The organism is Citricoccus parietis, assembly GCF_042433045.1.
GTDB classification, from domain to species: Bacteria; Actinomycetota; Actinomycetes; order Actinomycetales; family Micrococcaceae; genus Citricoccus; species Citricoccus parietis.
In genome coordinates, this window is the sequence record NZ_JBHLWH010000021.1 from 62273 (window position 1) to 87094 (window position 24822).

15 protein-coding genes are annotated in these 24822 nt (G+C 67.7%); 7 read left to right on the top strand and 8 right to left on the bottom strand.

Annotation, left to right across the window (positions count from 1 at the left end; genetic code table 11):
• Positions 1 to 20: 20 nt before the first annotated feature.
• Genes ACFFIO_RS07425 through ACFFIO_RS07435 form a run of 3 tightly spaced genes read right to left on the bottom strand, consistent with a single transcriptional unit; the run spans position 21 to position 3234 of the window.
• Positions 21 to 665 carry a LutC/YkgG family protein gene (locus ACFFIO_RS07425; protein ID WP_378040954.1) on the bottom strand — a complete coding sequence of 215 codons (645 nt, stop codon included), beginning with the start codon at positions 663 to 665 and terminating at the stop codon, positions 21 to 23.
• Complete coding sequence (locus tag ACFFIO_RS07430) at positions 662 to 2338, bottom strand: lactate utilization protein B (RefSeq protein WP_378040955.1); 1677 nt, start codon at positions 2336 to 2338, stop codon at positions 662 to 664. The genes ACFFIO_RS07425 and ACFFIO_RS07430 overlap by 4 nt, the downstream gene beginning before the upstream one ends.
• Positions 2338 to 3234 carry a (Fe-S)-binding protein gene (locus ACFFIO_RS07435; protein ID WP_378040956.1) on the bottom strand — a complete coding sequence of 299 codons (897 nt, stop codon included), beginning with the start codon at positions 3232 to 3234 and terminating at the stop codon, positions 2338 to 2340. Before ACFFIO_RS07435 ends, ACFFIO_RS07430 begins: the two co-directional genes overlap by 1 nt.
• A 238-nt stretch (positions 3235 to 3472) precedes the next feature.
• Here ACFFIO_RS07435 and ACFFIO_RS07440 point away from each other — a divergent pair, with 238 nt between their 5' ends.
• The 4 genes from ACFFIO_RS07440 (at position 3473) to ACFFIO_RS07455 (ending at position 10148) form a co-directional block, all read left to right on the top strand.
• Positions 3473 to 5143, top strand: coding sequence for an L-lactate permease (locus tag ACFFIO_RS07440; protein WP_378040957.1), 1671 nt, complete (start codon positions 3473 to 3475; stop codon positions 5141 to 5143).
• Positions 5144 to 5191: 48 nt separating this feature from the next.
• Positions 5192 to 5902: a FadR/GntR family transcriptional regulator gene (locus tag ACFFIO_RS07445; protein ID WP_378040958.1), complete on the top strand. Its 711-nt coding sequence runs from the start codon at positions 5192 to 5194 to the stop codon at positions 5900 to 5902.
• A 147-nt stretch (positions 5903 to 6049) separates the two neighbouring features.
• Positions 6050 to 7753, top strand: coding sequence for a bifunctional phosphoribosylaminoimidazolecarboxamide formyltransferase/IMP cyclohydrolase (purH, locus tag ACFFIO_RS07450; RefSeq protein ID WP_378040959.1), 1704 nt, complete (start codon positions 6050 to 6052; stop codon positions 7751 to 7753).
• Between the two features lie 154 nt (positions 7754 to 7907).
• Entirely contained in the window at positions 7908 to 10148 is a 2241-nt protein-coding gene (locus ACFFIO_RS07455; RefSeq protein ID WP_378040960.1) for an NADP-dependent isocitrate dehydrogenase, read from the top strand.
• Between the two features lie 147 nt (positions 10149 to 10295).
• Here ACFFIO_RS07455 and ACFFIO_RS07460 read toward each other — a convergent pair whose 3' ends face one another.
• The 4 genes from ACFFIO_RS07460 to ACFFIO_RS07475 all read right to left on the bottom strand — a co-directional run bounded on the left by ACFFIO_RS07460 (position 10296) and on the right by ACFFIO_RS07475 (position 16904).
• Positions 10296 to 11390 carry a hypothetical protein gene (locus ACFFIO_RS07460; RefSeq protein WP_378040961.1) on the bottom strand — a complete coding sequence of 365 codons (1095 nt, stop codon included), beginning with the start codon at positions 11388 to 11390 and terminating at the stop codon, positions 10296 to 10298.
• Between the two features lie 868 nt (positions 11391 to 12258).
• On the bottom strand, positions 12259 to 13773 hold the full coding sequence (locus tag ACFFIO_RS07465) for an APC family permease (protein WP_378040962.1): 1515 nt from the start codon (positions 13771 to 13773) through the stop codon (positions 12259 to 12261).
• 78 nt (positions 13774 to 13851) lie between these two features.
• On the bottom strand, positions 13852 to 15870 hold the full coding sequence (glsA, locus tag ACFFIO_RS07470; protein ID WP_378040963.1) for a glutaminase A: 2019 nt from the start codon (positions 15868 to 15870) through the stop codon (positions 13852 to 13854).
• A 26-nt stretch (positions 15871 to 15896) separates the two neighbouring features.
• The gene (locus ACFFIO_RS07475) at positions 15897 to 16904 is read right to left on the bottom strand and encodes an NAD(P)-dependent oxidoreductase (protein ID WP_378040964.1); all 1008 of its coding nucleotides are present in this window, start codon (positions 16902 to 16904) and stop codon (positions 15897 to 15899) included.
• A 111-nt stretch (positions 16905 to 17015) separates the two neighbouring features.
• On the opposite strand from ACFFIO_RS07475, the gene ACFFIO_RS07480 reads away from it, so the two are divergent.
• Positions 17016 to 17972, top strand: coding sequence for an SDR family oxidoreductase (locus ACFFIO_RS07480; protein ID WP_378040965.1), 957 nt, complete (start codon positions 17016 to 17018; stop codon positions 17970 to 17972).
• A gap of 52 nt (positions 17973 to 18024) precedes the next feature.
• A complete protein-coding gene (gene hrpB, locus ACFFIO_RS07485; protein ID WP_378040966.1) occupies positions 18025 to 20751 on the top strand; it encodes an ATP-dependent helicase HrpB in 2727 nt (908 codons plus the stop codon).
• A gap of 860 nt (positions 20752 to 21611) precedes the next feature.
• Here the strand turns inward: hrpB and ACFFIO_RS07490 are convergent.
• The gene (locus tag ACFFIO_RS07490) at positions 21612 to 22961 is read right to left on the bottom strand and encodes an MFS transporter (RefSeq protein WP_378040967.1); all 1350 of its coding nucleotides are present in this window, start codon (positions 22959 to 22961) and stop codon (positions 21612 to 21614) included.
• A 305-nt stretch (positions 22962 to 23266) separates the two neighbouring features.
• Between ACFFIO_RS07490 and ACFFIO_RS07495 the strand changes: the two genes are divergently transcribed.
• Positions 23267 to 24598, top strand: coding sequence for an NtaA/DmoA family FMN-dependent monooxygenase (locus ACFFIO_RS07495; protein WP_378040968.1), 1332 nt, complete (start codon positions 23267 to 23269; stop codon positions 24596 to 24598).
• Positions 24599 to 24822: the final 224 nt, after the last annotated feature.

A 24822-nucleotide genomic window follows, 5' to 3' on the forward strand; every position in this document is an offset into this window, starting at 1 on the left:
GTTCTGGGTGACCCGGTTGGTCAGGTGAGCAGGATGACGTCCAGCCGGCGGGGGCCGTGGACCCCCTCCACGCGCTCGAGCTCGATGTCCGAGGTGGCCGAGGGGCCGGAGATCATGGTGATCGGCGCGGTGGGTTCCACCCGGTCCAGCGCCTCCGGGATCAACTCAACGATCGATGCTGCCGGGACGATGCAGATGTGGTGGTCGGGGACCAGACTGATCGCCCGGCGCCCCTCCTCGGGGCGCCCGCTGAGGAAGATGGTCCCCGTCTCCGCGCAGGACACGGTGGACGACGTGACCACAGCATCCACCTCGTTGAGGTCCCGGACGCTCAGGACTGTCCCAGCACGTTCAGTCCGGGACTCCACCAGCACCCGGCGCCCGGCGGTGTCTCCGGGGAGCCAACTCCGGTCCAACCCCTCAGGAACCACATAACGGGCCGAGGGCCCCAGCAGTTCCGCGATCCGTTCGGGCAGTGTCGTGGTGTTCTCGTGGTGGACGGTGGCCTTGTAGTCGACCAGCCGGTCCTCGAACATCTCCCGGATCTCGGCGGCCGGCCGTCCCGAGGTCCGGCGGTAGACCCTCCGGACCTGCGGTGCCTCCGGGGAGTCCTGGAGGGCCCCACGGATCCGGGCCAGAACCTCTGATTTCGCCTCGGTGCTCATGGGCTGTCCTCCTCGTCGGTGTGGTCCGCCCGGTCGGGCTCTGGGATGTCGCGCAAGCCGCCGTCCTGGTTGACCCGCTCCTCGGTTTCCGCGGCGTGGTCGGCCCACCAGTTGCGGAAGGACTCCCGGGGCGGGGACGGGATGTCCCGTTCGTCGGTCCAGCCGCCGGCCATCCCCGGCAGCCAGCTGATGGCCCGGTCCCGGCCCGCCACGGCGCGGCCCAGAGGGAGGGCCTTCTCGGCCAGCGCCATGCGACGGCCGGAGGACATCACGGTGGAGGCGCCCTTCATCATCACGTCCATCTCGGAGGGCATCCGCGGCAGTCGCCGGAAGAGCCGTCCGGCGAGGCCGGTGGACGACTTCTGTGCGGGGGGCTCCGGGGCCACAGTGGAGGCCTCCTTCGCGGGCTGCGCCTCTGTCGTGGGCCGTTCCCCATGCCGGGTGCGGACGTCCTCGTCACGCAGGTGCACCAGGATCTCCGGGATGTTGATCTTCACCGGGCAGACGTCATAGCAGGCCCCGCACAGGGAGGACGCGTACGGGAGGGAGGAGTTCTCCGCGGCGGTGATCCCGGTCATCTGCGGGGAGAGGATCGCGCCGATCGGCCCCGGGTACGTGGAACCGTAGGCGTGGCCGCCCGCCTGCTCGTAGACCGGGCAGACATTCAGGCAGGCTGAACAGCGGATGCAGTGCAACGCCGACCGGCCCGCGGGGTCGGCCAGGACGGCCGAGCGACCGTTGTCCAGCAGGACCACGTGCACGTCTTGCGGGCCGTCTCCCGGTGTGACTCCCGTCCACATCGAGGTGTAGGGGTTCATCCGCTCGCCCGTGGACGAGCGGGGCAGCAACTGCAGGTAGACCTCCAGGTCCTGAAAGGTGGGGACCAGTTTCTCGATCCCCATGACGGTGATGAGGGTGTCCGGCAGGGTCAGGCACATCCGCCCGTTGCCCTCGGACTCGACCACGGTCAGCGTCCCGGTCTCGGCCACCCCGAAGTTCGCTCCGGATACCGCCACGCGAGTCGTCAGGAACTTCTCCCGCAGATGAGCCCGGGCGGCCTCGGCCAGATCGCGCGGCTCGGACGTCAGGCTGTCGTCGGTCTCCGGCATCTCCCTCAGGAAGATGTCCCGGATCTCATGGCGGTTCTTGTGGATCGCGGGGACCAGGATGTGCGAGGACCGGTCGTGTCCCAACTGCACGATCAGCTCAGCCAGGTCGGTTTCGGTGGCGGTGATGCCGTGCTCCGCGAGATGGCGCTCGAGGTCGATCTCCGCCGTGGCCATCGACTTGACCTTGATGACGTCCGTGGTGCCGGTGGCCTCGATCAGTTCCGTGATGATCCGGTTCGCCTCGGCGGCGTCGCGTGCCCAGTGCACGGTGCCGCCGCGCGCGGTGAAATTCTTCTCGAACTGCTCCAGCAACTCCGGCAGGTCGGCCATGACCTGCTCTTTGAGGGCGGACCCGGCGGTGCGCAGCTCCTGCCAGTCCGGAAGTTCCTCGACCACCCGTGACCGCTTTCCGCGGATCGTGTGCGTGGCATGGCGGATGTTCGCCCGCATCTGGGTGTTGGCCATTTCCTCCTTGGCAGCGGTGGGGAAATCGACGTCGGCGTGCAGGTTGCCCTGTCCGTGGACAGGGCGGACGGTGGGCATCCCCAGGGCGGTTCGGCTCATCAGAGGACTCCTCGATCGGCGGTGGGTGCGGTGGTGGACGCGGCGGTGGACGGAGTGGAGGGAGTGGAGGGCCGTGACGGGGGGAAGCGTCTCCGGCTCGAGGGGCTCGGGATGGACAACTCCACCGGTCCGGAGATCTCCAACGGGTTCTGCTGCGTGGAGGCCAGGATCTCGGCGAAGTGCACGGTGGCCGCCTCGGTGCCGCGCCGTGACATCGCCCCGCCCAGGTGCAGCAGGCAGGAGGCATCGCCGCCTGTGCACAGTTCGGCGCCGGTGGACACGATGTTGTCGATCTTCTCCTCGGCCATCGCGGCGGAGACGTCCGGGTTCTTGAACGAGAAGGTGCCGCCAAAGCCGCAGCATTCATCAGCGTCCGGCAGCTCCACGTATTCCAGGCCTCCCACGGATCGGACAAGGTCCTTCTGCCGGTCGTCCAGCCGCAGCAACCGCATCCCATGGCAGGACGGATGGTAGGTGACGGTGTGGGGAAACCAGGAGCCCAGCTGTCCGGCGGCGTCGGTCACCCCGAGCACGTCCACCAGCAGCTGGGACAGCTCATAGGTGTTGCCGGCCACGGACTCGGCCAATCGTGCCAGGCCCTCGTCCCCACCGGCCCGGGCGACCATCGGCTGCTGATGCCCCAGCGACGCCACGCAGGAACCCGACGGGGCCACCGCGACGTCATAGTCGGCGGCGGTGAAGGCCCGGACGTGGTTGCGGACCACCGGCAGTGCGTCGTCCAGGTACCCGCTGTTGACGTGCATCTGCGAACAGCATCCCTGACCGGAGGGGAACACCACCTCGTGGCCGAGCCGTTCGAGGATGCGGACGGTGGCCAGGGCGACCTTGGGATACAGGGCATCCACGATGCAGGTGGCGAACAGGGCGATTCTCATGGGACCTCCGAGAACAGGGGAGTGTGCAGGCATGACTTGAAGCCTGTGGTCAGACCACACTAACACCATGATGCGGGTCACACAACGGGGTGGTGGGGCGCGCAGGGGGCGCGACCGGAAGCGCGTTCGAAGGGATTGACGACTGTGACGCGGAACATATAACCTCTGTGGCCTGACCACAGTGGTCAGACCACATAGTCGCGGGTCTTCCCGCACCCACCCACTCCAGGAGACACGCGTGGACACCTTCACCGCGACCACCGATGCCATCGGAGGCAGCGTGGCGCTCTCGGCACTCGTCGCCACCCTGCCCCTCATCACCTTCTTCGTCATGCTGCTCGGGGCCAAGGCCCGGGCGCATGTCTCCGGTGCCGCCGCGCTGGTCGTGGCCATCGTCATCGCCGTCATCGGTTTCGGCATGCCATGGGACCTCACTCTGCTGTCTGCCACCCAGGGCGCAGTCTTCGGCCTGTTCCCCATTGTGTGGATCGTGGTCCTGGCGCTGTGGTTCTACCAGGTGACCGTCCTCAGCGGACGGTTCGAGGACATGCGCGCCATTTTCGACACGATCGGCGGTGGTGACCTGCGCATCCAGACCATCCTCATCGCGTTCTGCTTCGGTGGCCTGCTGGAGGCGTTGGCCGGCTTCGGAGCGCCCGTGGCCATCACGGCCACGATGATCCTGGCCCTCGGCCTGAAGCCCCTGAAGACCGCCACCGTGGTGCTCATCGCGAACACCGCGCCTGTGGCCTTCGGTGCCATCGGCATCCCGATCACCACGGCGGGAGTGCTGACGAATCTCGACCCGGCCGACATCGGAGCCGTCGTCGGACACCAGGCCCCGTTCCTGGCCCTCCTGGTCCCGTTCTTCCTGCTTGTCATCATCGACGGATTCCGTGGCCTGCGGGAGGCCTGGCCCGCTGCCCTGGCCATCGGTGGCACGTTCGCCCTGGCCCAATGGTGGAGTGCCACACATTTCTCCTATGAACTGACGGACGTTGTCGCCGCGCTGGCCGGAATGGCTGCCGCCGTCGTCCTCTTGCGATTCTGGAAGCCGAAGGGAGCCGATGCCGTGCGCGAACGCATGGGCGTGGAGAAGCCCGCCGCAACGGGGAATCTGGCCCCGGTACGCGTGTGGATGGCGGTCATGCCCTACATCCTGGTGGTCGTGGTCTTCGGCATCGCCAAATTGTGGAAGGCCGGGGTGGACATCCCGGCCGCTCTGGGGGACACGGACGTCGCGATCCCGTGGCCCGGGCTGGACGGCCGCCTGCTCAACCCGGAGGGCGAGCCCCTCACCAACACCGTCTACAACTTCCAGTGGCTCTCCAGCCCGGGGACGCTGCTGCTGATCGCCGGTCTGATCGTCGCCGTGGTCTATACGGTCTTCGACGCCCAGGGCAGGTTCCGGCTGTCCTGGGGGAACGCCGTGATGGAGATCGGCCGGACGTTCTGGAAGATGCGGTTCGCAGCCCTGACCATCATGACCGTGCTGTCCCTGGCCTACGTCATGAACTTCTCCGGCCAGACGATCGCCATGGGAACCTGGGTCGCCGGTCTCGGTGCGGCGTTCGCCTTCTTCTCTCCGGTCCTGGGGTGGATGGGCACAGCTGTAACCGGTTCAGACACCTCTGCCAATGCGTTGTTCGCCAACCTGCAGAAGACCGCTGCCATCGAAGCAGGCTTGGACCCCCACCTGATGACAGCGGCCAACACCTCCGGTGGCGTGGTCGGCAAGATGATCTCCCCGCAGTCGCTGGCCATCGCGGCCACAGCGGTGAGCATGGAGGGCAAGGAATCGGCCATCTTCAAGTCGGTGATCTGGTGGTCGGTCGGTCTCCTGCTGCTGCTGTGCACCATCGTCTTCCTGCAGTCCAATGTGCTGGCGGGGATGCTGCCCGCGGCCTGAGTCCTCTTAGACTGGTCAGCAGTCCCGTCACCCCAGGAGAAGAACGCCGTGCCTGCACCCCGCGCCTATACGGCGATCCTTGCCTGGCTTGAAGACCAGCTGCGCACGGGCGTGATCAGCGTCGGCGAGAAACTCCCCGGGGAGCGCCACCTGGCCGAGCAGTTCGAGATCTCCCGGGCCTCGGTCCGAGAGGCGATCCGGGTGCTTGACGCCATGGGCCTGGTCCGATCGACCACCGGGTCCGGCCCATCGGCCGGGGCCGTGGTGATCTCCGAACCCTCGACGGCGCTCGCGTGGGCGTTGCGGATGCACATCGCCACGCAGGCCCTGCCGATCGGGGACATCGTTCAGGCGCGGTTGTTGCTGGAGACCCAAGCAGCCCTGGAATCGGAGAAGCGGCCGGACTCCCCGGAACGGCGGCGGATCCTGGAGGAGGCCGACCGGTTGCTGGATGAGATGGACGCTCCTGGGTTGCCGGCTGACAGGTTCCACGCCAGCGATGCCCAGTTTCACATCCTGTTGACCTCCCTGGCCGGCAATGTGGTGGTGGAGACCATGATGGCGTCCCTGCGCGAAGCCACCATCGGCTACGTCCAGGAGACCGTGTCCGGGCTCGAGCGCTGGCCGGAGGTCAGCTGTACCCTCCAGGAACAGCACCGCGGGGTTCTGCGGGCGGTTCAGGAGCGGCGCGGAGAAGACGCAGCCGAGGCGCTACGCCACCACATCACCTGGTTCTACGGGTTGAGCGACCACCGCTGAGGCGCTGGGGGTGCCTCGGTACCCCTCCGGTTCATCCCCACCGCGGGGCCGCTCCACCGGCCTACACTGGTTCCGGCGTCGGGCCGCACGATCAACGCGCCCGGCCGGCGTCGTCCCCGCCCCGACCTGATCCCAGGAGTTCCCGACGTGACCATCCAGCTCGACCGCGTCCCGCTCAAGCGGGCCTTGATTTCCGTCTACGACAAGACCGGTCTGGAGGAGCTGGCCGCCGGGCTGCACGCCGCCGGCGTGCAGATCGTCTCCACGGGCTCCACGGCCCAGCGGATCGCGGGCGCCGGCGTGCCCGTCACCGAGGTCTCCGAGGTGACCGGTTTCCAGGAGTGCCTGGACGGCCGCGTCAAGACCCTGCACCCGATGGTCCACGCCGGCATCCTCGCCGACCGCCGCCGCGAGGACCACGTTGCCCAGCTCGAACAGATGGACATCCAGCCCTTTGACCTGGTGGTGGTGAACCTCTACCCGTTCGTGGACACGGTCCGCTCCGGTGCCGGCCAGGACGAGGTCGTCGAGCAGATCGACATCGGCGGCCCCTCCATGGTCCGGGCCGCGGCCAAGAACCACCCGTCCGTGGCCGTCGTCGTGGACCCGGCGAAGTACGGCGACGTGGTCTCCGCCGCCCAGCAGGGCGGCTTCGACCTCCCGGCACGACGCCGGCTCGCGGCCCTGGCCTTCGCCCACACCGCGGCGTATGACAATGCGGTGGCGGCCTGGACGGCGGCCCAGTTCGAGACCGACGAAGACACCGCTGAGGCCAGCCTCTTCCCGCCCTACGCCGGGGTGACCCTGCAGCGCGCCGAGACGCTGCGATACGGGGAGAACCCGCACCAGAAGGCGGCCCTCTACGTGGAGGACGGGGCCGCCCCGGGCATCGCACAGGCGGAACTCCTGCACGGCAAGGCCATGAGTTACAACAACTATGCGGACGCTGACGCCGCCCTGCGTGCGGCCTACGACTTCGACCAGCCGGCCGTGGCCATCGTCAAGCACGCCAATCCCTGCGGCGTCGGCGTCGCCGCCGAGTCCGGGGAGGATGCGATCGCCGAGGCCCACCGCAAGGCCCACGAGTGCGACCCGGTCTCCGCCTTCGGTGGCGTGATCGCCGCCAACCGGGAGGTCACCGCCGGCATGGCGAACACCGTCCAGGGCATCTTCACGGAGGTCGTCATCGCGCCGTCCTTCTCCGCCGAGGCCCTCGAGATCCTCTCGGCCAAGAAGAACATCCGTCTGCTGCGCCTGCCGGAGGGCTTCGCCCAGGCCACCGGACGGGAGAGCATCGAGTACAAGCAGGTCTCGGGCGGCATGCTGCTGCAGGCCCGGGATGCGGTGGACGCCGCCGGTGACGACCCCGAGACCTGGACCCTGGCAGCCGGCCCGGCCGCCGACCCGGAGACCCTGGCCGACCTCGCCTTCGCGTGGCGGGCCGTGCGCGCGCCCAAGTCCAACGCCGTGCTGCTGGCCAGCGGCGGAGCGACGGTCGGCATCGGCATGGGCCAGGTCAACCGCCTGGACTCGTGCCGCCTGGCCGTGGAGCGGGCCAACACCCTGGGGGCCGCCTCCACGGGCGCCCAGGAGATCACCGCCGAGATCACGACGGCGGGTGGCGCGGAGAACGTGAGCGGCACCGGTGCGCCGGAGCGGGCCCACGGGGCCGTCGCGGCCTCTGACGCCTTCTTCCCGTTCGCCGACGGCCTGCAGATCCTCATCGACGCCGGCGTGCGCGCCGTCGTGCAGCCGGGTGGCTCCGTCCGAGACGAGGACGTCATCGCCGCGGCCGAGGCTGCCGGCGTCACCATGTACTTCACCGGTGCGCGGCACTTCTTCCACGGCTGAGGTTCCACGGCTCACACGAAACCCCCGGCGGCGGTGGCGGGCCGGTCACGTGAGGTGGCCGCGCCCGCCATTCCGGTAGATTGGGGGCCGATTCACCCATCACGACGACTCGGGCCGTGCCCACCGGCGCGCCCTGCGAGGAGAACCACGCTTCATGTCGAAGATCATCTACACCTATACCGACGAGGCTCCCATGCTGGCCACCGGCTCACTCCTGCCGCTCGTCGAGGCCTTCGCCTCGACCGCGGGTGTGGGCATGGAGACCCGGGACATCTCCCTGGCCGCGCGCATCCTGGCCGTCTTCAATGACGTGCTGCCCGAGGACCAGAAGGTCAACGACGCCCTCGCCGAACTGGGAGAGCTGGTCAAGACCGATGACGCCAACGTCATCAAGCTGCCGAACATCTCCGCCTCCGTGCCGCAGCTGAAGGCCGCGATCGCCGAGCTGCAGGCCGGCGGCTACGCGCTGCCCGCCTACCCGGACGAGCCGAAGACGGCCGAGGAGAAGGACGCCCGGGCCCGCTATGACAAGGTCAAGGGCTCCGCCGTGAACCCGGTCCTGCGTGAGGGCAACTCGGACCGCCGCGCCCCGAAGGCCGTGAAGAACTTCGCCCAGAAGCACCCCCACTCGATGGGCGCCTGGTCGGCCGACTCGAAGACCAACGTGGCCACCATGGCCGCCGACGCCTTCTTCCACAACGAGAAGTCCGTGGTCATCGACGAAGACAGCACCATCCGGATCCAGTTCGTGGAGGGCTCCGGCGACGCCGGTCAGTCCGGTCAGGCGATGGTGCTCAAGGACGACTTCCCGGTGCTCGCCGGCGAGATCATCGACGGCACCTTCATGTCCGCCGCAGCCCTGGACGAGTTCCTCGCCGCCCAGGTCGCGCGCGCCAAGGACGAGGGCGTGCTGTTCTCCACCCACCTCAAGGCCACCATGATGAAGGTCTCCGACCCGATCATCTTCGGTCACGTGGTCAAGGCCTTCTTCCCGTCGCTGTTCGAGAAGTACGGCACCGAGCTGGCCGCTGCCGGCCTGTCCGCCAACAACGGGCTGGCCTCGATCCTCTCCGGTCTGGACTCCCTGGACCCGAAGGTCGCCGAGGGTGTCCGGGCTGAGATCGAGGCCGGCTACGCCAACGGCCCGGACCTGGCCATGGTCAACTCGGACAAGGGCATCACCAACCTGCACGTCCCCTCGGACGTGATCGTGGATGCCTCCATGCCGGCCATGATCCGCACCTCCGGCCACATGTGGAACAAGGACAACCAGGAGCAGGACACCCTCGCGGTGCTCCCGGACCCGTCCTACGCCGGTGTGTACCAGGTCGTCATCGACGACTGCCGTGCGAACGGCGCCTTCGACCCGACCACCATGGGCACCGTCCCGAACGTCGGCCTGATGGCGCAGAAGGCGGAGGAGTACGGCTCGCATGACAAGACCTTCGTCCTCGAGACAGCCGGCACCGTCCAGATCGTCGACGGCTCCGGCGCTGTGCTGATCGAGCACGCCGTCCAGGCCGGGGACATCTGGCGTGCCTGCCAGACCAAAGACGTCCCGGTCCGCGACTGGGTCAAGCTGGCCGTCACCCGTGCCCGGGCCTCCCAGACGCCGGCTGTCTTCTGGCTGGACGAGAACCGCGCGCACGACGCCAACCTGATCGCCAAGGTCAACGAGTACCTGCAGGACCACGACACCGAGGGCCTGCAACTCGAGATCATGGCCCCGGAGCAGGCCACCGCCTTCACCCTGGAGCGCATCCGCCGCGGCGAGGACACCATCTCGGTCTCCGGCAACGTGCTGCGTGACTACCTGACCGACCTGTTCCCGATCCTGGAGCTGGGCACCTCGGCCAAGATGCTCTCGATCGTCCCGCTGATCAACGGCGGCGGCCTGTTCGAGACCGGCGCCGGTGGCTCCGCCCCGAAGCATGTGCAGCAGTTCGTCGAGGAGAACCACCTGCGCTGGGACTCGCTCGGCGAGTTCCTGGCACTGGCCGTGTCCTTCGAGCACGAGGCCGTCTCTCACGGCAACGCCCGCGCCCAGGTGCTGGCCGACACCCTCGACCGCGCCACCGGCACCTTCCTGGAGGAAGGCCGCAACCCCTCCCGCAAGGTCGGGGAGATCGACAACCGCGGTTCGCACTTCTACTTGGCCATGTACTGGGCCCAGGAGCTGGCGAAGCAGACCGAGGACGCCGAACTGGCCTCCAAGTTCACGGAGATCGCCACTGACCTGACCGAGAACGAGCAGAAGATCATGGACGAGCTCAACGCGGTCCAGGGTGCCCCGGTGGAGATCGCCGGCTACTACTACCCGTCCAAGGAGAAGGTGTTCGAGGCCATGCGCCCGTCCGCCACCCTCAACGCGATCGTGGCCAAGCTGGCCCGATAGTCACTCACCGATGACAGTGGCTGTTCGCGGCCACACTCAACATCAGCGGTCGAGAGTAAGGCCCGCACTGCCCCCATGTCCGGGCAGGGCGGGCCTCTCCCGTCTTCCAGGCCCTAGCACGACGGCGGAATCCACTGCTTCACGCGACTAATCGAAGCTGATTCTGCTGGGGTCGGAGGGTCGCGTACCTCCAGAAACTGGTGAAGCCTGGACCTGCACCTGGACCTGGGCCTGGAGGCGTTCGATCTCACGCTTCCTATAGGAATTCGACGAGGCCAGGTAGTACTTGCGGAGATCATGTACCGGGTAGCTGACAATTATCAACAACGTCCTAAGTTTCCTATTCGATGGATAAATGCGAATCAGAAAAAGCCAGAAGACGCAGGTTATATACAAAATCGAAATCCATGCGAATGACCAGTAGTACGAACCGCTCCCGGCTAGGATCACGCCCATGGCGCTTGTCAATCCAATCATGGCGATCGACCACCAGAACGGCAGCCCCCACATCCACATGCCAAAGGATGCGGTAGTCAACATCATGGTTACCCACAGAAAAACAAGTGAGATGAACGCGATGCTGAATATGCTCTCTGCAAGGTTTTCGGCACTTGGATCGCCGTATATGTTGTTGACGGTTCTTAGGTACGCGACGGACCAGAATGACGGAAACACGACAGCCGCTAGCGCTGCGATAAGGAGTCTGGGGGCTCTCATTGGCACATTTGTGTCTTCTTTCCATCTGAGAAGAGCATCTATATATAGGTCGCCTTGGCGGAGCTCAAGTGCGGGTAGTGAGTCCTCGACGATTCTGCTCAAGTCGGATCGGCGTCGTGGCGCGTGGACGGCTATGAAGGCAATGGCTAGTCCTGCCCCAACCATTGCAAGGGCCCAAAACACTCGCGTCGCTACCGACTCCTCGGCGGGGCCCGAAGCGATGTGTCCAACGGCGTATATGTAAGACGTGACCATCGCTCCGAGACCGAGGAGGGAGGTCGTTTTGGTGAGATTCTCGTTCTTTCTCGCAACCTCGACGGCATCTTGTGGGGCTGACTCGGTGGCGCTGCTCTGGCCGAGTGCGATTGCGACGACAATCGTTCCGAGTACTGCGAAGAGCCCGAGAACATGTTCTGTTGCCAGCGGAATGGGTTTCAAGTTGTCGAAAGACCATCCGACCGGGCTCTGTCCATCCAGAGGCGGCTTCGATAAGTGATTGATTGAAAATGTTACGGCGAGGCTCATGAAGCATCCACCTACAACAATTCCCCACCATTTGCGGATCGGATTCCCGAGGTGATCATCAGTGGTCCTGGATTGAATGCTTTTTTTCCATTTCCTTCTCCGCCGATGATTAGCTCGAAGCTGGTCACGGACTCCTATCCTGGACCTCTTACTCGATGAGTGCATAAAGTAGTTCCCTCTGGATTCTGTGGCACGGTTTTTGACCGGAAGGGCGAGTGGCCACGCACGCCCACAGGGCAGCCGAACGATGTCCCTGCCCACAGGGTTCGGTACAGACAGTGCCTGCCGTGGTCGTCAGGCTTCTCCTGGATGCCGCCGCCGGGGCCACGATAGCGGCCGAAATGACCGTCTACCTAGCCAGACCATGAACCGCGCTAGAAGTGTATGCTGACCCGGGATTTTTAGCCGACGAGCGGTGGTGATGCTGTACTACTGGGTGCTCAAGGCCACTGTGATCCTTCGCTACTGAAGCCACAAGGCAGACGGTTTTTGGCTGGTCAACGACGACGCCGGCATCGAAGAAACCGACATCATGGAGTAAACGATTCTGCGGACCGGTGCGTTGTCCTCCCACCTATGGATGAGGTCGGCAGCTCGCCAGTCGAATCTCGCAAGAACCCGCCGTTGGAGGTCTCCGTCGATCGATATCACCGGGCTATCGGTCTTCGGAACTCACGGTCCAAACGTTCAACCTCAAGCTTGAAGAGGTCGGTTGAGGCCGACGGACATGGCACTCGTTGGAACTTATGGTCAAGGCTTGTGTATGCCTCATTGCATTCGAAAGAGAATGAGTTGCGTGGATCCACTGGCGGGTCGCGCATCTCAAGGCAGTTGGAGTCACTTTGGTCTAGCTCATCTGCTCCCGTCGTCACCGTCCCGGCGGCCGCGGTGGCAGGTCCTCGTCCTGGCCGATCAGGACGTCCCCGACCGGTGCGCCCCGCTTCCGGTGACTGGCTTTGTTGAGGAAGTATGTGAGCACCCACAGGGCGATGCCGAGGACCATCAGCCCGCCGGCGATCTGGTAGACGACGGGATCCCGCTCCACCCAGGGCCCGGCCAGGAACAGGGAGAAGAGTCCCGCGAGGTAGGGCAGCACGGTGGGGGAGTTGAAGGCCCTCTTCGAGTGCGAGCCCGATTCGGGGTCCGCACCCCTCCGGCGCCGCAGCACGATGCAGGCCACGTTCACCACGGTGAAGACGCAGAGCAGCAACAGGGCGGTGGTGCTGGAGAGGTTGGTGACGATGTTGCTCTCGGGGTCACTGGCGACGTACCAGATGAGGAACAGGGCCAGGATGGTGGTGAAGATGATCGCGACCCACGGGGTGCGGCGAACCTTCAGCACCTTGCCCAGCGGCTGCGGCAACACGTTCTGCTTGGCCATGCCGTAGACCAGCCGGCTGGCCATCAGCATGTTGATCAGGGCGGTGTTGGCCACGGCGAACACCGCCAGGAAGGGGAAGATCCGGTCCACGGGGAAGCCCGGGGAGCCCTGCTTCACCACTTCCAGCAACGCCTCTCCCTCGGCCTCGCCGATCCTGGACAGCTCGGTGGGGGAGAGCACGGCCACGGCGGAGACAGCCACCAGCATGTAGAAGAGCACCGCGATGCCCAGGCCGGTCAGCATGGTCCGGGGGAAGATGCGGACGGGGTCCTTGGTCTCCTCGACCATGTTCACCGAGTCCTCGAAGCCCACCATGGCGAAGAACGCGATGGAGGTGGCGGCGGTGACGGCGAGGAAGAGCCCCTTGTCATTGTTGTCCTGGAACACGAAGATCTGGCTCAGGTCCGATCCGCCCTGGGCCATCGCGAAGAAGCCCACTCCGATCACGATGCACAGGGCCGTCATCTCCACCAGCGTCAGGACGACGTTGAATTTGATGCTCTCGCCCACCCCGCGCAGGTTGATCAACGCCAGCAGCACCATGAAGCCCAGGGCCACGCCCATCACCGCGCCGGGGCTGGCCTCGCCCATCCAGCCGTTGACCTCCAGCCCGCCGAAGAAGTTCTGCGCCAGCACGTTGGCCGAGGTGGACGCACTGGTGATGCCGGAGCACACCACGGCGAAGGCCACCAGGAAGGTGACGAAGTGGATGCCGAAGGCCTTGTGCGTATAGAGCGCGGCCCCGGCCGCCTGCGGATAGTGGGTGACCAGCTCCAGGTAGGAGAAGGCGGTCATCGTGGCCACGGCGAAGGCCAGCAGGAACGGCAACCACAGGATGCCGCCGACCATGCCGGCCATCTCACCGGTGACCGCATAGATCCCGGCACCCAGCACGTCGCCGACGATGAACAGCAGCAACAGCTTGGGGCCGAGGACCCGTTTGAGTTCGCCCTCGCCCTCCTCAGGAGGGGCGCTGGGTACGTCCGGCGTGGTGGTGCTCATGGCTGCCTCCGACATCTGCACAGGTCACACGGGTGTTCGCAGTGTGGCCCGCAAGGGATGCGAGGGTCAATGATTCGGTCACTCGAAGCGGGCGCCGGACTCCCTGCTCATCTGCTCCACGGAGGTGTAGGCGTCCCGCGCCAGGGCGGACCACAGCTTGATGGCCAGCTGCGGATCGGACTCCTCGAGGGCGGAGATCACCTGGGCCGTGAGCACCCGGGTGGTCACCGGACCCATGGCGCGCACCGTGGTGAGCTGCCGGCCGGCCTGGCCGAGGGCGATCTCGCCGAAGATCATGCCGGGGGAGAGGTAGGCCTGCCGGTAGCGCCGGCCGCCGGAGCCCTGGCTGGTGAGCTCGACCTGCCCCGCCGTGATGAAGTAGATCCCGCCGAACGGCTGCCCCGCCCGGCGGATGACTTGCCCGGCCCGGTAATTGCGGGTCTCCATGAACGCGGACAGCGTGAGGGCGTCCTCTTCGTTGAGCATCTCCAGGAGCGGGGACCTCGTCGGCTCCTGGTCGCCGGTGGGCACCAGGTCGGGCGCATGGCGGGCCAGCATCCGCTGTTCGATCCACTCCAGGGCGAGGGACCGGGAGAGGAACAACCGGAATTCGGGCTCGACGGCGGCTTCCACCGTGCCGTCCCCGTCAAGATCGGCGGGGGCCAGGTCAGAGACGGCGGCATCAGAGGTGAAGCTGTCGACCGCACCTCCGCCGGCGTTCCCGGCGGAGGTTCCGGCTCCGCTGACCGTGGACACGGCTGGCGTGGACCAGGTGGTGGTCTCCGGCATCGGGTCCGGCAGCATCCCGTCCTCCGTGTCCGCCGCGTAGTCCAGCAGGGACTGGGTGAGTGCGGTGTCGTCGTCCACGAGGATCAGGTCGCGGCGGTCCTCCAGGAAGTTGCGCACCACATGGGTGAGCATCCGGGCTGCAGCCTTGCCGAAGTCGTCCACCTTGCGCACGTCCACCACGAGGGTGCGGACGGAGGCGGGCAGGCCGACGGCGGCGCGAGCCAGGGTCTCGGCCTCGGCGAAGCCGATGTCACCGCCGATCTCGATGATGCGGCATTCCGGACCGTGCACCTCGAGGGCCTGCAGGGCCTCGACGCTGCGGGGGACGCTGGAGGGCGCCTCGGACAGGTCGTACCGGGCCCGGATGGTGGAGCGGCCCAGGGGCGGGACGTCACCGTAGTGCAGGCCGAAATCGGTGGCGATCTGCTTGATGGCCATGCCGCCGCGCACGGACATCCCGTGCTCGTCCAGGGGCGGGGAGAAGACACCGACGCCCATCTGCCCGGGCACCACCACGAGCAGCCCGCCGCCGACCCCGGACTTGGCCGGCAGGCCGACCTCGATGGCCCAATTGCCGGCGTCGTCATACATCCCGCACGTGGACATGACCGAGAGCACCCAGCGGACCACCTGCGGGGAGAAGACGCGTTCACCGGTGGCCGGGTTCACGCCCTGGTTCGCCAGGGTCGCGGCCATCATGGACAGGTCCTTGGCGGTGACCAGGATGGAGCACTGGCGGAAGTAGTCCTGCAAGGAGGGTTCGGGGTCGGATTCGAGGATCCCGAACGAGCGCAGCAGCCAGGCCAGGGCCCGGTTGCGGTGGCCGGTCTTGTCCTCGGCCTTGAAGACGGGCTCCGAGACCTTCAGGTCCCGTCCGGCGGCGTCCGAGAAGGTGTTCACGATCCGCCCGATGCGGTCGCGCCCGCCGCGGCCTTTGATGAGCGAGGTGGTGGTGATCGCCCCGGCGTTGATCATGGGGTTGTCCGGGCGGCCGGTGCCCGGCTGCAGGGAGATCTCGTTGAACGGGTCGCCGGAGGGCTCCACGTCGATCTTCTCGTGCACCTTGTCCGGGCCGAGGTCCTCCAGGGCCATGCCGTAGGTGAAGGCCTTGGAGATCGATTGGAGGGAGAACGGATGCTCGGCGTCCCCGGAGGCGTAACAGTGACCCTCGACGGTGGTCAGGGCCAGGCCGAACAGGTTCCGGTCCATGGCGGCGGCCGAGGGCACGGCCTGGTAGGTGGTGCCCTCGTCCACGGGGCGGATCTGGTCGACCAACCGGTCAAGGTAGTCCTGCACGGGGGATCTCATGACCCCCAGCCTAAGGGGCCTGGCGGTCAGTACCCCGTCTCCGCGTCCACCCGTCCCTCCAGTGCGGAACCCTCGGCACGGGCGGCGAGGTTCCGCTCGCTGCGGGCGTTGATCAACGGGATGCACATCTGCGGGGTGTCCGCCGTGTGCGGGGTGATCAGGCAGCGCGGTTCGGCCCACAACGGGTGCCCGTCCGGGAGCGGCTCCGGGTCGGTGACGTCCAGTCCCGCACTGCGGATGGACCCGGCGGCCAGCGCCGCCACCAGGGCATCGGTGTCCACGAGGGTTCCGCGGGCGATGTTGACCAGGATGGCGGTGGGGTCCATGAGCTCCAGTTGCCGGGCCCCGATCATGCCGCGGGTCTCGTCCGTGGCGGCCGCGGCGATCATCACGACGTCGGCGCCCGGCAGGACCTCGTCCAACCGGTCCTGCGTGACGGTCCGGTCTGCCCCGGGCACCTCGTCGTCGGTCCGCCGGACCATGGTCACGGTGGTGTCCCAGGTCTTGAGCAGGCGCAGGTACTCGCGGGCGATCCCGCCCCCGCCGACCACCACGCAGTTCAGCCCGTTCAGGGTGGTGCCGCCCCCGGGGCCCCACCCGGTGGCGCGGACCCGCTCGGGCAGGTCCCGCAGCAGGGCGAGCGTGAGCGCGAGGGCGTGCTCGGCCACGGGCGGCGCATAGACACCCTTCGCGGAGGTCCACTGGAGGTCCGTCCGCTCCCGGATCAGCGGCACGTACCGTTCGATGCCGGCGAACGGGAGCTGGATCCATCCGAGCGACGGGTTGGCGGCCAGGATGGCCTCGACGTCCTCGACCGGCACCGGGTACACCATCACCAGGGCGGTCGCGGACCCGTCCCCGTAGGGTGCGTCAGCGTCGCTCGGCACCACCGAACCGCCGACGTCGGCCGCGGCCTGCGCCGGTCCGGCGTGCGCGTCCCGGTAGGGGCCGTCTCGGCGGGCATCGGCCGGCGGGTAGAACAGGACCCGATCGGGTCCGGTGATGGCGGGGCTCACGGCAGCTGACTCGGTCATGCCGCCATGCTGTCACAACCGGCAGCCCGGCCGGGCAGTTCGCGCGCGGCATACGGATGGTGCGCGGGTGATGACTTGATGCCGCTGGGGCAGGTCCTTAGGGTCGGGGTCATGAACGGATCTGCGAACCACCCAGAGAACCAGGCCGACCTCAACGCCAGTGGTGGGGGTGCGGGGGCCGGCCAGCTCGCCGCCGATGACCCGACGACCCGGCACCCGAAGATCTCCCCACCGGAACAGGACCAGCCGGAGCCCGGACTGGACGTGAAGACCGAACCGGTGCCGGACATCGGCCTGGAGTCCTACCGGGGCCAGGGCCGCCTGGTCGGCCGCAAGGCGTTGGTGACGGGGGGCGACTCCGGGATCGGCGCCGCCGTCGCCATCGCCTTCGCCCGGGAGGGAGCGGACGTGGCGATCGCCTACCTGCCGGCCGAGGAGGAGGACGCCCGGCGTGTGGTCGAGGCCATCGAGGAAGCCGGACGGACCGCGGCCGCGCTGCCCGGGGACCTGATGGACCGGCCGTACCGGGAGGGAGTCGTGGACGCCGCCGTCGAGAAGCTCGGCGGGCTGGACATCCTGGTGAACAACGCCGGCAAGCAGGTGATCTCCGACTCCCTGGAGGACCTGAGCGATGAACAGGTGCACGAGTCCTTCCAGATCAACATCATGTCCATGTTCACGCTGTCCCGGGCCGCCCTGAAACACATGGGCCCCGGTTCCACCATCGTCAACACCACGTCCATCCAGGCGTATGAGCCGTCGCCGAACCTGCTCGACTATGCCTCCACGAAGGCGGCGATCAACAACTTCACCAAGGGCCTGGCCCAGCAGGTGGCGGAACGGGGCATCCGCGTCAACGCCGTGGCACCGGGCCCGGTCTGGACCGTCCTGCAGGTCTCTGACGGACAGCCCAAGGAGAAGCTGCCGGAGTTCGGGCACAACACCCCGTTGGGTCGTGCCGGTCAGCCGGTGGAGATGGCCCCGGCGTTCGTGTTCCTGGCCTCCGGGGAGTCCAGCTACGTCACCGGTGACACCCTCAACGCCAACGGCGGCACCCCCACGCCCTGATCCACGCGGGATTCGTCCGGCCGATCCACGGCGAGCGGTCCACAATGGGAGGATGAGTTCCCGCACCCGGTCCGGCCCCTTCGACCTCGATCGACTGGGTGCAGGCCTGGTCTTCGGCGACTCCCTGCCGGACCTGCGCCGGGCTCTGGTCTCGGAGCGCCTCGCTGTGGTGCAGGCGCCGCCGGGCACCGGCAAGACCACGCTCGTGCCGCCGGCCGCGGCGAACCTGCTGGCCGGGCAGAAGGTCATCGTCACGCAGCCGCGAAGGGTGGCGGCCCGCGCCGCCGCCCGCCGTCTCGCGGCCCTGGACGGGACCGGCGTCGGGACCCGGTCCGGCTATGTGGTCCGCGGGGAACGCCAGACCGGCGCGGAGACGCTGGTGGAGTTCGTGACCCCCGGCGTACTCGTCAACCGGTTGCTGCGTGATCCCGAGTTGGCCGGCATCGGCGCCGTGATCCTGGACGAGGTCCACGAACGCGATCTCGAGACGGACCTGCTCTTCGGCATGCTCGGTGAGGTGGCCCAGCTGCGTCCCGAACTGCTGCTCGTGGCGATGTCCGCGACCCTGGATGCGGCGCAGTTCGCCGCCCGTCTGGGGGAGGGCACCGGCCGGCCCGTCCCGGCCCCCGTGGTCGACTGTCCCTCCGCCCTGTTCCCCGTGGACATCCGTTACCGACCGCATTCCGGGCGGCGCCAGGACCTGCGCGGGGTGAGCAGGGACTTCCTCGAGCACGTCGCCCGGTGCGCCGCCGAGGCCCATGCCGAGGTCCGCGCGGCCGAGCCGGGAACCGATGCTCTCGTCTTCGTCCCCGGGGCCCGCGAGGTCGCGGAGACGGTGTCCCGGTTGCGGGACCTGGCCCCCGGCACCGAGATCCTGCCCCTGTATGGTCAGTTGCCGGCCGCCGAGCAGGACCGGGCCGTCGGCGGGCGTGAACCCTCCGCCTCTGACCGGCCCCGGATCATTGTGTCCACCTCCCTGGCCGAGTCGTCGCTGACGGTGCCGGGGGTGCGGCTCGTGGTGGATGCCGGGCTGGCCCGCGAACCTCGCCGAGACGCCGCCCGCGGCATGACCGGACTGGTGACGGTGGCCGCCGCGCAGTCCTCCGCCGACCAGCGTGCTGGCCGTGCCGGGCGTTTGGGACCCGGTACCGTGGTCCGCTGCTACGACCGCAGCACCTACGGGACGGCACCCGCGCAGCCGACGCCCGCGGCCGCCGTCGCGGACCTCACCGGGGCTGCCCTGGTACTGGCCTGCTGGGGTGCGCCCGCCGGCGAGGGGCTCGTCCTGCCGGAGCCGCTGCCGGAGGCCTCCCTGGCCGAGGCGCTGGAGACGCTCACCGCGTTGGACGCCATCGACCCCGCCGGCCGCGCCACCGACCACGGTCGCCGCCTCGCCGCGATCCCCGCCGAGCCGCGGTTGGCCCGTGCCCTGCTCGACGGCGGCCGGTTGGTGGGTGCCCGTGCCGCTGCCGAGCTGGTCGCCCTGGTCTCGTCCGACGTGCGGCCCGAGGGAGCCGACCTGACGGTGTCCCTGCAGCGGCTGCGTGCGGCGGGTCGCGGCGACGCCGAGGCCGGCCGGTGGCGTCGGGAGACCGAGCGCTTCGAGCGGTTGGCCGGCCGTGCTGATCCGGCGGACTCGGGGAGTACCCGGGTGCCGCGGGAGTCGGAGATGGGTGCCGTCGTCGGGCTCGCCTGGCCCGAACGCCTGGCGCGACGGGTCCCGGACGCCTCGGGGGCCGGCGGAGGGACACCGGGCGGGATCTATCTGCTGGCTTCGGGAACCCGGGCCTCGCTGCCGCCGGGCAGCCCGCTGGCCGGGGCGGAGTGGCTGGCCGTGGCCGAGGTCTCGCGCGCCGAGGGGAGGGCCGCGGCCGGCACGGGAGCCGTGATCCGGGCCGCGGCCCCCGTGGATGCCGACTTGGCCGAACAGCTCGCCGGGCCCCTCTATCGGGAGGAGCGGACCGCCACGTGGCAGGACGGCCGGGTGGTCGGCCGGGCCGTGAAGGCGGTGGGCGCGATCCTGCTGTCCGAGACACCGGTGGCACCCGACCGCGAGTCCGGCCGCGCCGCCGTCGTGCGCCTGCTGGCCGAGCGGGGGCCCGAGGCGCTCGGCCTCACCGCCGAGGCCAGCCCCGGGGCCGATGCACTCCGCCGCCGGCTGGACCTGCTGCACCGTACGCTGGGGGCGCCGTGGCCGGGCATGTCCTCACTGGCGCTCGCGGCCTGCTGGGAGGACTGGCTCGCGCCCGAGGTGGAGAAGCTGGCCGGCGGAGCCAAAACTGGATCGCTGGACCTGGCCTCCGCCCTGCGCCGGCTGCTGCCGTGGCCGGAGGCGGTGCGGTTGGACGAGCTGGTCCCCGAGCGACTGCCCGTGCCCAGCGGCCGCACCGCACGGATCGACTACCCGGCCGTGGATTCGGCGGACACCGCTGCCCCAGGTGCCACGGGTCCCGGTGTTGCTGACTCCGGTGCGGCGCTTCCCGGCGCCGGCACGCCGGTGGTGGCGGTCAAGCTCCAGGAGTGCTTCGGGCTGGTCGAGACCCCGCGACTGGTGGACAGCCGGGTGCCGGTGGTCTTCCACCTGCTCTCCCCGGCGGGCCGGCCCCTGGCCGTCACCGGAGACCTGGCCTCGTTCTGGTCCGGACCCTACGCCCAGGTCCGAGCGGAGATGCGGGGGCGCTACCCCAAGCACCCGTGGCCCGAGGACCCCTGGACCGCACCGGCCACGGCGAGGACGAAGAAGAATCAGAACGGGACGCAGCCGGGGAGCAGACGGTGACGGCAGGCATGCCCCTTCCTGTCCATAGTCGAGCACCCGGAACCTCTCGAACTGGCTCACACGTAAGCCACGGCCTCTCCACCCATGTTCAAGACCTGCCGTACACATCTGTCCAGGGTCCGGGTCGCCTACCCAATCTGACAGTGCGTCCGCATCGCCGCGGGTGGTGTGAAAGAGGGTATATCTGCCCTTACACACATGATTGAGTGAAAATCCGAACGTGAAAGAAGTGGTCTCTCCGCGAGTTACGGTGGTGTGTTTCTCCGTCGACTTACCGAACTTCGCCTACCCGCTGCGGGGGTTCGTTTCTGGGCAGTCGGGCCATCTTGGTTGAACCGAAGGCGGAGTAGCCGGATGGCTGAGGCTTCCCCACACCACCAGGAGCCTGAGCGGGCCCTCGCCGGTATTGCGCAGGTCGTGCATGGTTCCGATCTTGGCGAATACCGCTTCGCGGCCTGCGCCGGGTATTCTTCGCCGTCTACGCTCATGCGGTCCGTACCTTCAGTCAGGACGTAGATTTCCTCCAGCGGCATGTCAGACCCGCCATGGGAATGTATGCCCTCGAAACCTCTTGGCGGCAACTCCCACGACTGGGAGCACGGGCTACCGAGTCAGACTCGTCGATGCCGGGCTGATTGAATCGGTTGAACGGGGCCTTTTGGGCTCCCCATCTCGGGCCAGGGCGAGCAGCTGCGCGGTTAAGGCCCGGACTTGGTTTACCCAAGCACCGATGCACCGGATGAAAAGACGCAGACCAGGAATGGACCGGGAGGGCCACCGGCGGCCTCGCACGTTAGTCCTCCGGCTCGAGCAGGTAGCCGTCGACGGGGGTGTGGCGCCCAAGAGTGGCTTCGTGACCGCTATACCTGGACGTGGTCGAAGGCCGACCTGTTCAGAGTCTGCCCCTTGGTCTCTGGCAATGCCTTGATAACGAATAACGAGACGACGCAGACCAGGATCAGGTAGAACGCCGGGGACAGAGCGGATTCGGTGGAGTTGACCAGCAGCTGACTGATGAACGGCATGGTGCCGCCGAAGATCGCATAGCCAACGTTGTAGGACAGTCCGATGCCGGTGGACCGAACGGAGGTGGGGAACAGTTCGTAGAGGGTCACGTACCCGCCGCCGCCGAAGATCGAGATGCCCACCGAGACCAGCAGTTGTCCGGCGAAGGCGCCCCAAAACGTCCCGGTGGTGCAGAGCAGGTAGGCAGGCAGGGCCGTCACGGCCAGGAACACCGCTCCCGTGTACATCATGGGCCGGCGGCCCCAGCGGTCGGCCAGCTTGCCGCAGAGCGGCAGGCCCACCACGACGGCCAGCACGGAGAAGGAGGTGCTCAGCATGGCCGGTACCTGCTCCATACCGACCGTGCTGGCCAGGAAGGAGAACATGTAGCTGTGCACGGTGTAGGCCGAGACGGCCAGCACCGAGATGATCAGGCAGACGAACACGACGGCCCGCCCGTGACCGGTGGTGGTGTCCTTCAGCGGCGTCTTGGACATGCCGCCCGCGGCTGACACCTCCTGGAAGTCCTCTGATTCCTCCAAGCGCAGGCGGATGAACAGGCCCACCAGTGCCAGCACCCCGCCGACGAAGAACGGGACGCGCCAGATGCCGGCGTTGAAGGCCTCCGCGCCGAAGGCCTCGGTCAGGCCCAGGACGAAGAACCCGGAGACGGCGGAGGGCAGGAAGGAGGCTGCGAAGACGATCGCGATCCAGAAGCCTCGGGTGTTGACCGGGGAGGATTCGATGACCAGCGGGCCCATGGAGGAGGCCTCCCCGCCAGCCGAGAAGCCCTGGACCAGCCGCAGGGTCATGAGCAGGACCGGCGCCAGGATCCCGACGTCTTCGTAGGTGGGAAGCAGGCCGATCAGAAACGTCGAGGCGCCCATGAGAAGGATGGTGGCCGCCATGACGTTGCGCCGGCCGATCCTGTCCCCGTAGCGGCCGAAGAAGATCCCGCCGAGCGGGCGGGCCAGAAACCCGGCCCCGTAGACGGCGAAGACCCCCAGCAAGGCCGCTGCGGGATTCTCACTCGGAAAGAATTTCGAGGCCAGGAGAGTGGCCAGGGTGGCGAAGACCAGGAAGTCATACCACTCGACGAACTGGCCCACGGAGGAGCCCACCAGCAGGCGGCGGCGGGAGGCCCGGACGTCCGCTTCAGACGGGTTGGGCGTCACGGGGGCGACTGGCGCTACGGGATGGCTCACGGGCGGACCTCCTGGACTGCGGTGCACGGCTCATTGGGGCTCGTTGCTGGAACGGGCCATCGGCCAGCCAACACCGCCACGCCCCCTTCCGCCCATGCCGGGTCACAGGGAGTCATGCTCGGGCTTTGGATCCGTTCCGGCCCTGACACGGCGCTATGTGACGCAACAAGGGGTCACCGGACGTCACACAGGGGTGCGTCGAAGACGCAGGGTTCGCCAGTGCTGAGTACGAAGGAGAAGACTCAGCAGGTGGCCGCACCGGGTGAAGCCGGTCCGGCGTCAGTCGCAACGAGAGGCAGATATCCATGGAAGCGGCCATCGACGGCATGATTCTCAACGCGTTTCCCCTGGGGGCCGGACACCACGAATCCGCCTGGCGGCACCGGCTGGCGCCGGCCTATGCAGCAGAGACCTCGCCGGAGCACTACATCGAGCTGGCTAAGATCGCCGAGCGCGGCAAGATGCACTCCTTCTTCCTGGCCGACCTGCTCTACCTGAACGAATACGTCTCGGTGAACTCCCTGCAGTACATCGAGCCCATCACCATGCTGGCGGCGATCTCCCAGCACACCAGCCGCATCGGACTGGTGGCCACCGCCTCGACCGCCTTCTATCCGCCCTATCACCTGGCCCGGCTCATCAGCGGGATGGACAACGTCTCCCACGGCAGGTTCGGCTGGAACATCGTCACCTCGTCCCTGGATGTCGAGGCTCGTAACTTCGGGCAGGACACCCTGCCGGACCACGATGCTCGCTATGCCACGGCAGCGGACTTCACCCGCACCGTGCTGGACCTGCTCGAGGCCTGGGCCCCGGATGCCCTGGTCCGGGACCAGGACAGGGGGCTCTACGCCGACGTGACGAAGATCGACTTCGGTGCCAAGGAACACGGCCGTTTCCGGGCCGGCGGCCCGCTGAACTTGGCGCCCTCCCCGCAGCGCCGGCCGGCGTTGTTCCAGGCCGGCCGCTCCAGCGCCGGGCTGGACTTCGCCGGGGAGTTCGCCGACGTCGTCTTCTCGGTCCAGAAGACCTTCGAGTCCTCCTACGACTTCCGCCGCGACCTTCGGGCCAGCGCCCAGGCCCATGGCCGCCAATCGGAGGAGGTGAAGCTGCTGCCGGGGATCTGGCCGTTCATCGGCTCCACCGAACGGGAGGCCCACCAGCTGTTCCAGGAGCTCGAGGAGCTGGTATTGCCGGCGCAGGTGGCGGACTTCGTCTCCTACTTCACCGGCCTGGACCTCACCGAGCACGGCTTCGACGAGCCGCTACCCCCACTGCCGGACGGGGCCTTCCAAGGCCAGATCGGCAGATACATGAAGATCCAGAAACTGGTGGCAGAGGGCCACAACACCCTGCGCAAACTGCAGAAGGCGTTCGGTTCCACCCGCGGACACCAATACGTCATCGGCACCCCCGAACAGATCGCCGCGTCCATGGCCGACTGGTACCACCGCGGCGCCGTCGATGGATTCGCGATCCAGGCGCCGATCCTGCCGCACGGGCTGGAGCAATTCGTGGACCATGTCGTTCCCGAACTCCAGAAACTCGACGTCTTCCGGAAGGACTACCCCGAGGAACCACAGACCCTCCGTGAGGCTCTGCGCGGCTCCTGGGCCACAGCCGGAGTCGATGCCTGAACCGAACCGTACGCTCAGCGATGCTCTGTACGAGTACTCCCGCCGGCTCCGGACCATCCCGCCCGCCGCGCCCTCCCACACGATGGGCAAGGCGGTCTTCGAAAGATCCCGAGCCGAAGGCAGCGGGGGAGAGCCCAGAGGGTTACCGAGACCTCACGATGTGCAAAAAAAGAACATGGAGGCAAAGGAACGGCTCCGCACGTTCATGTGCAGGTGGACCACGG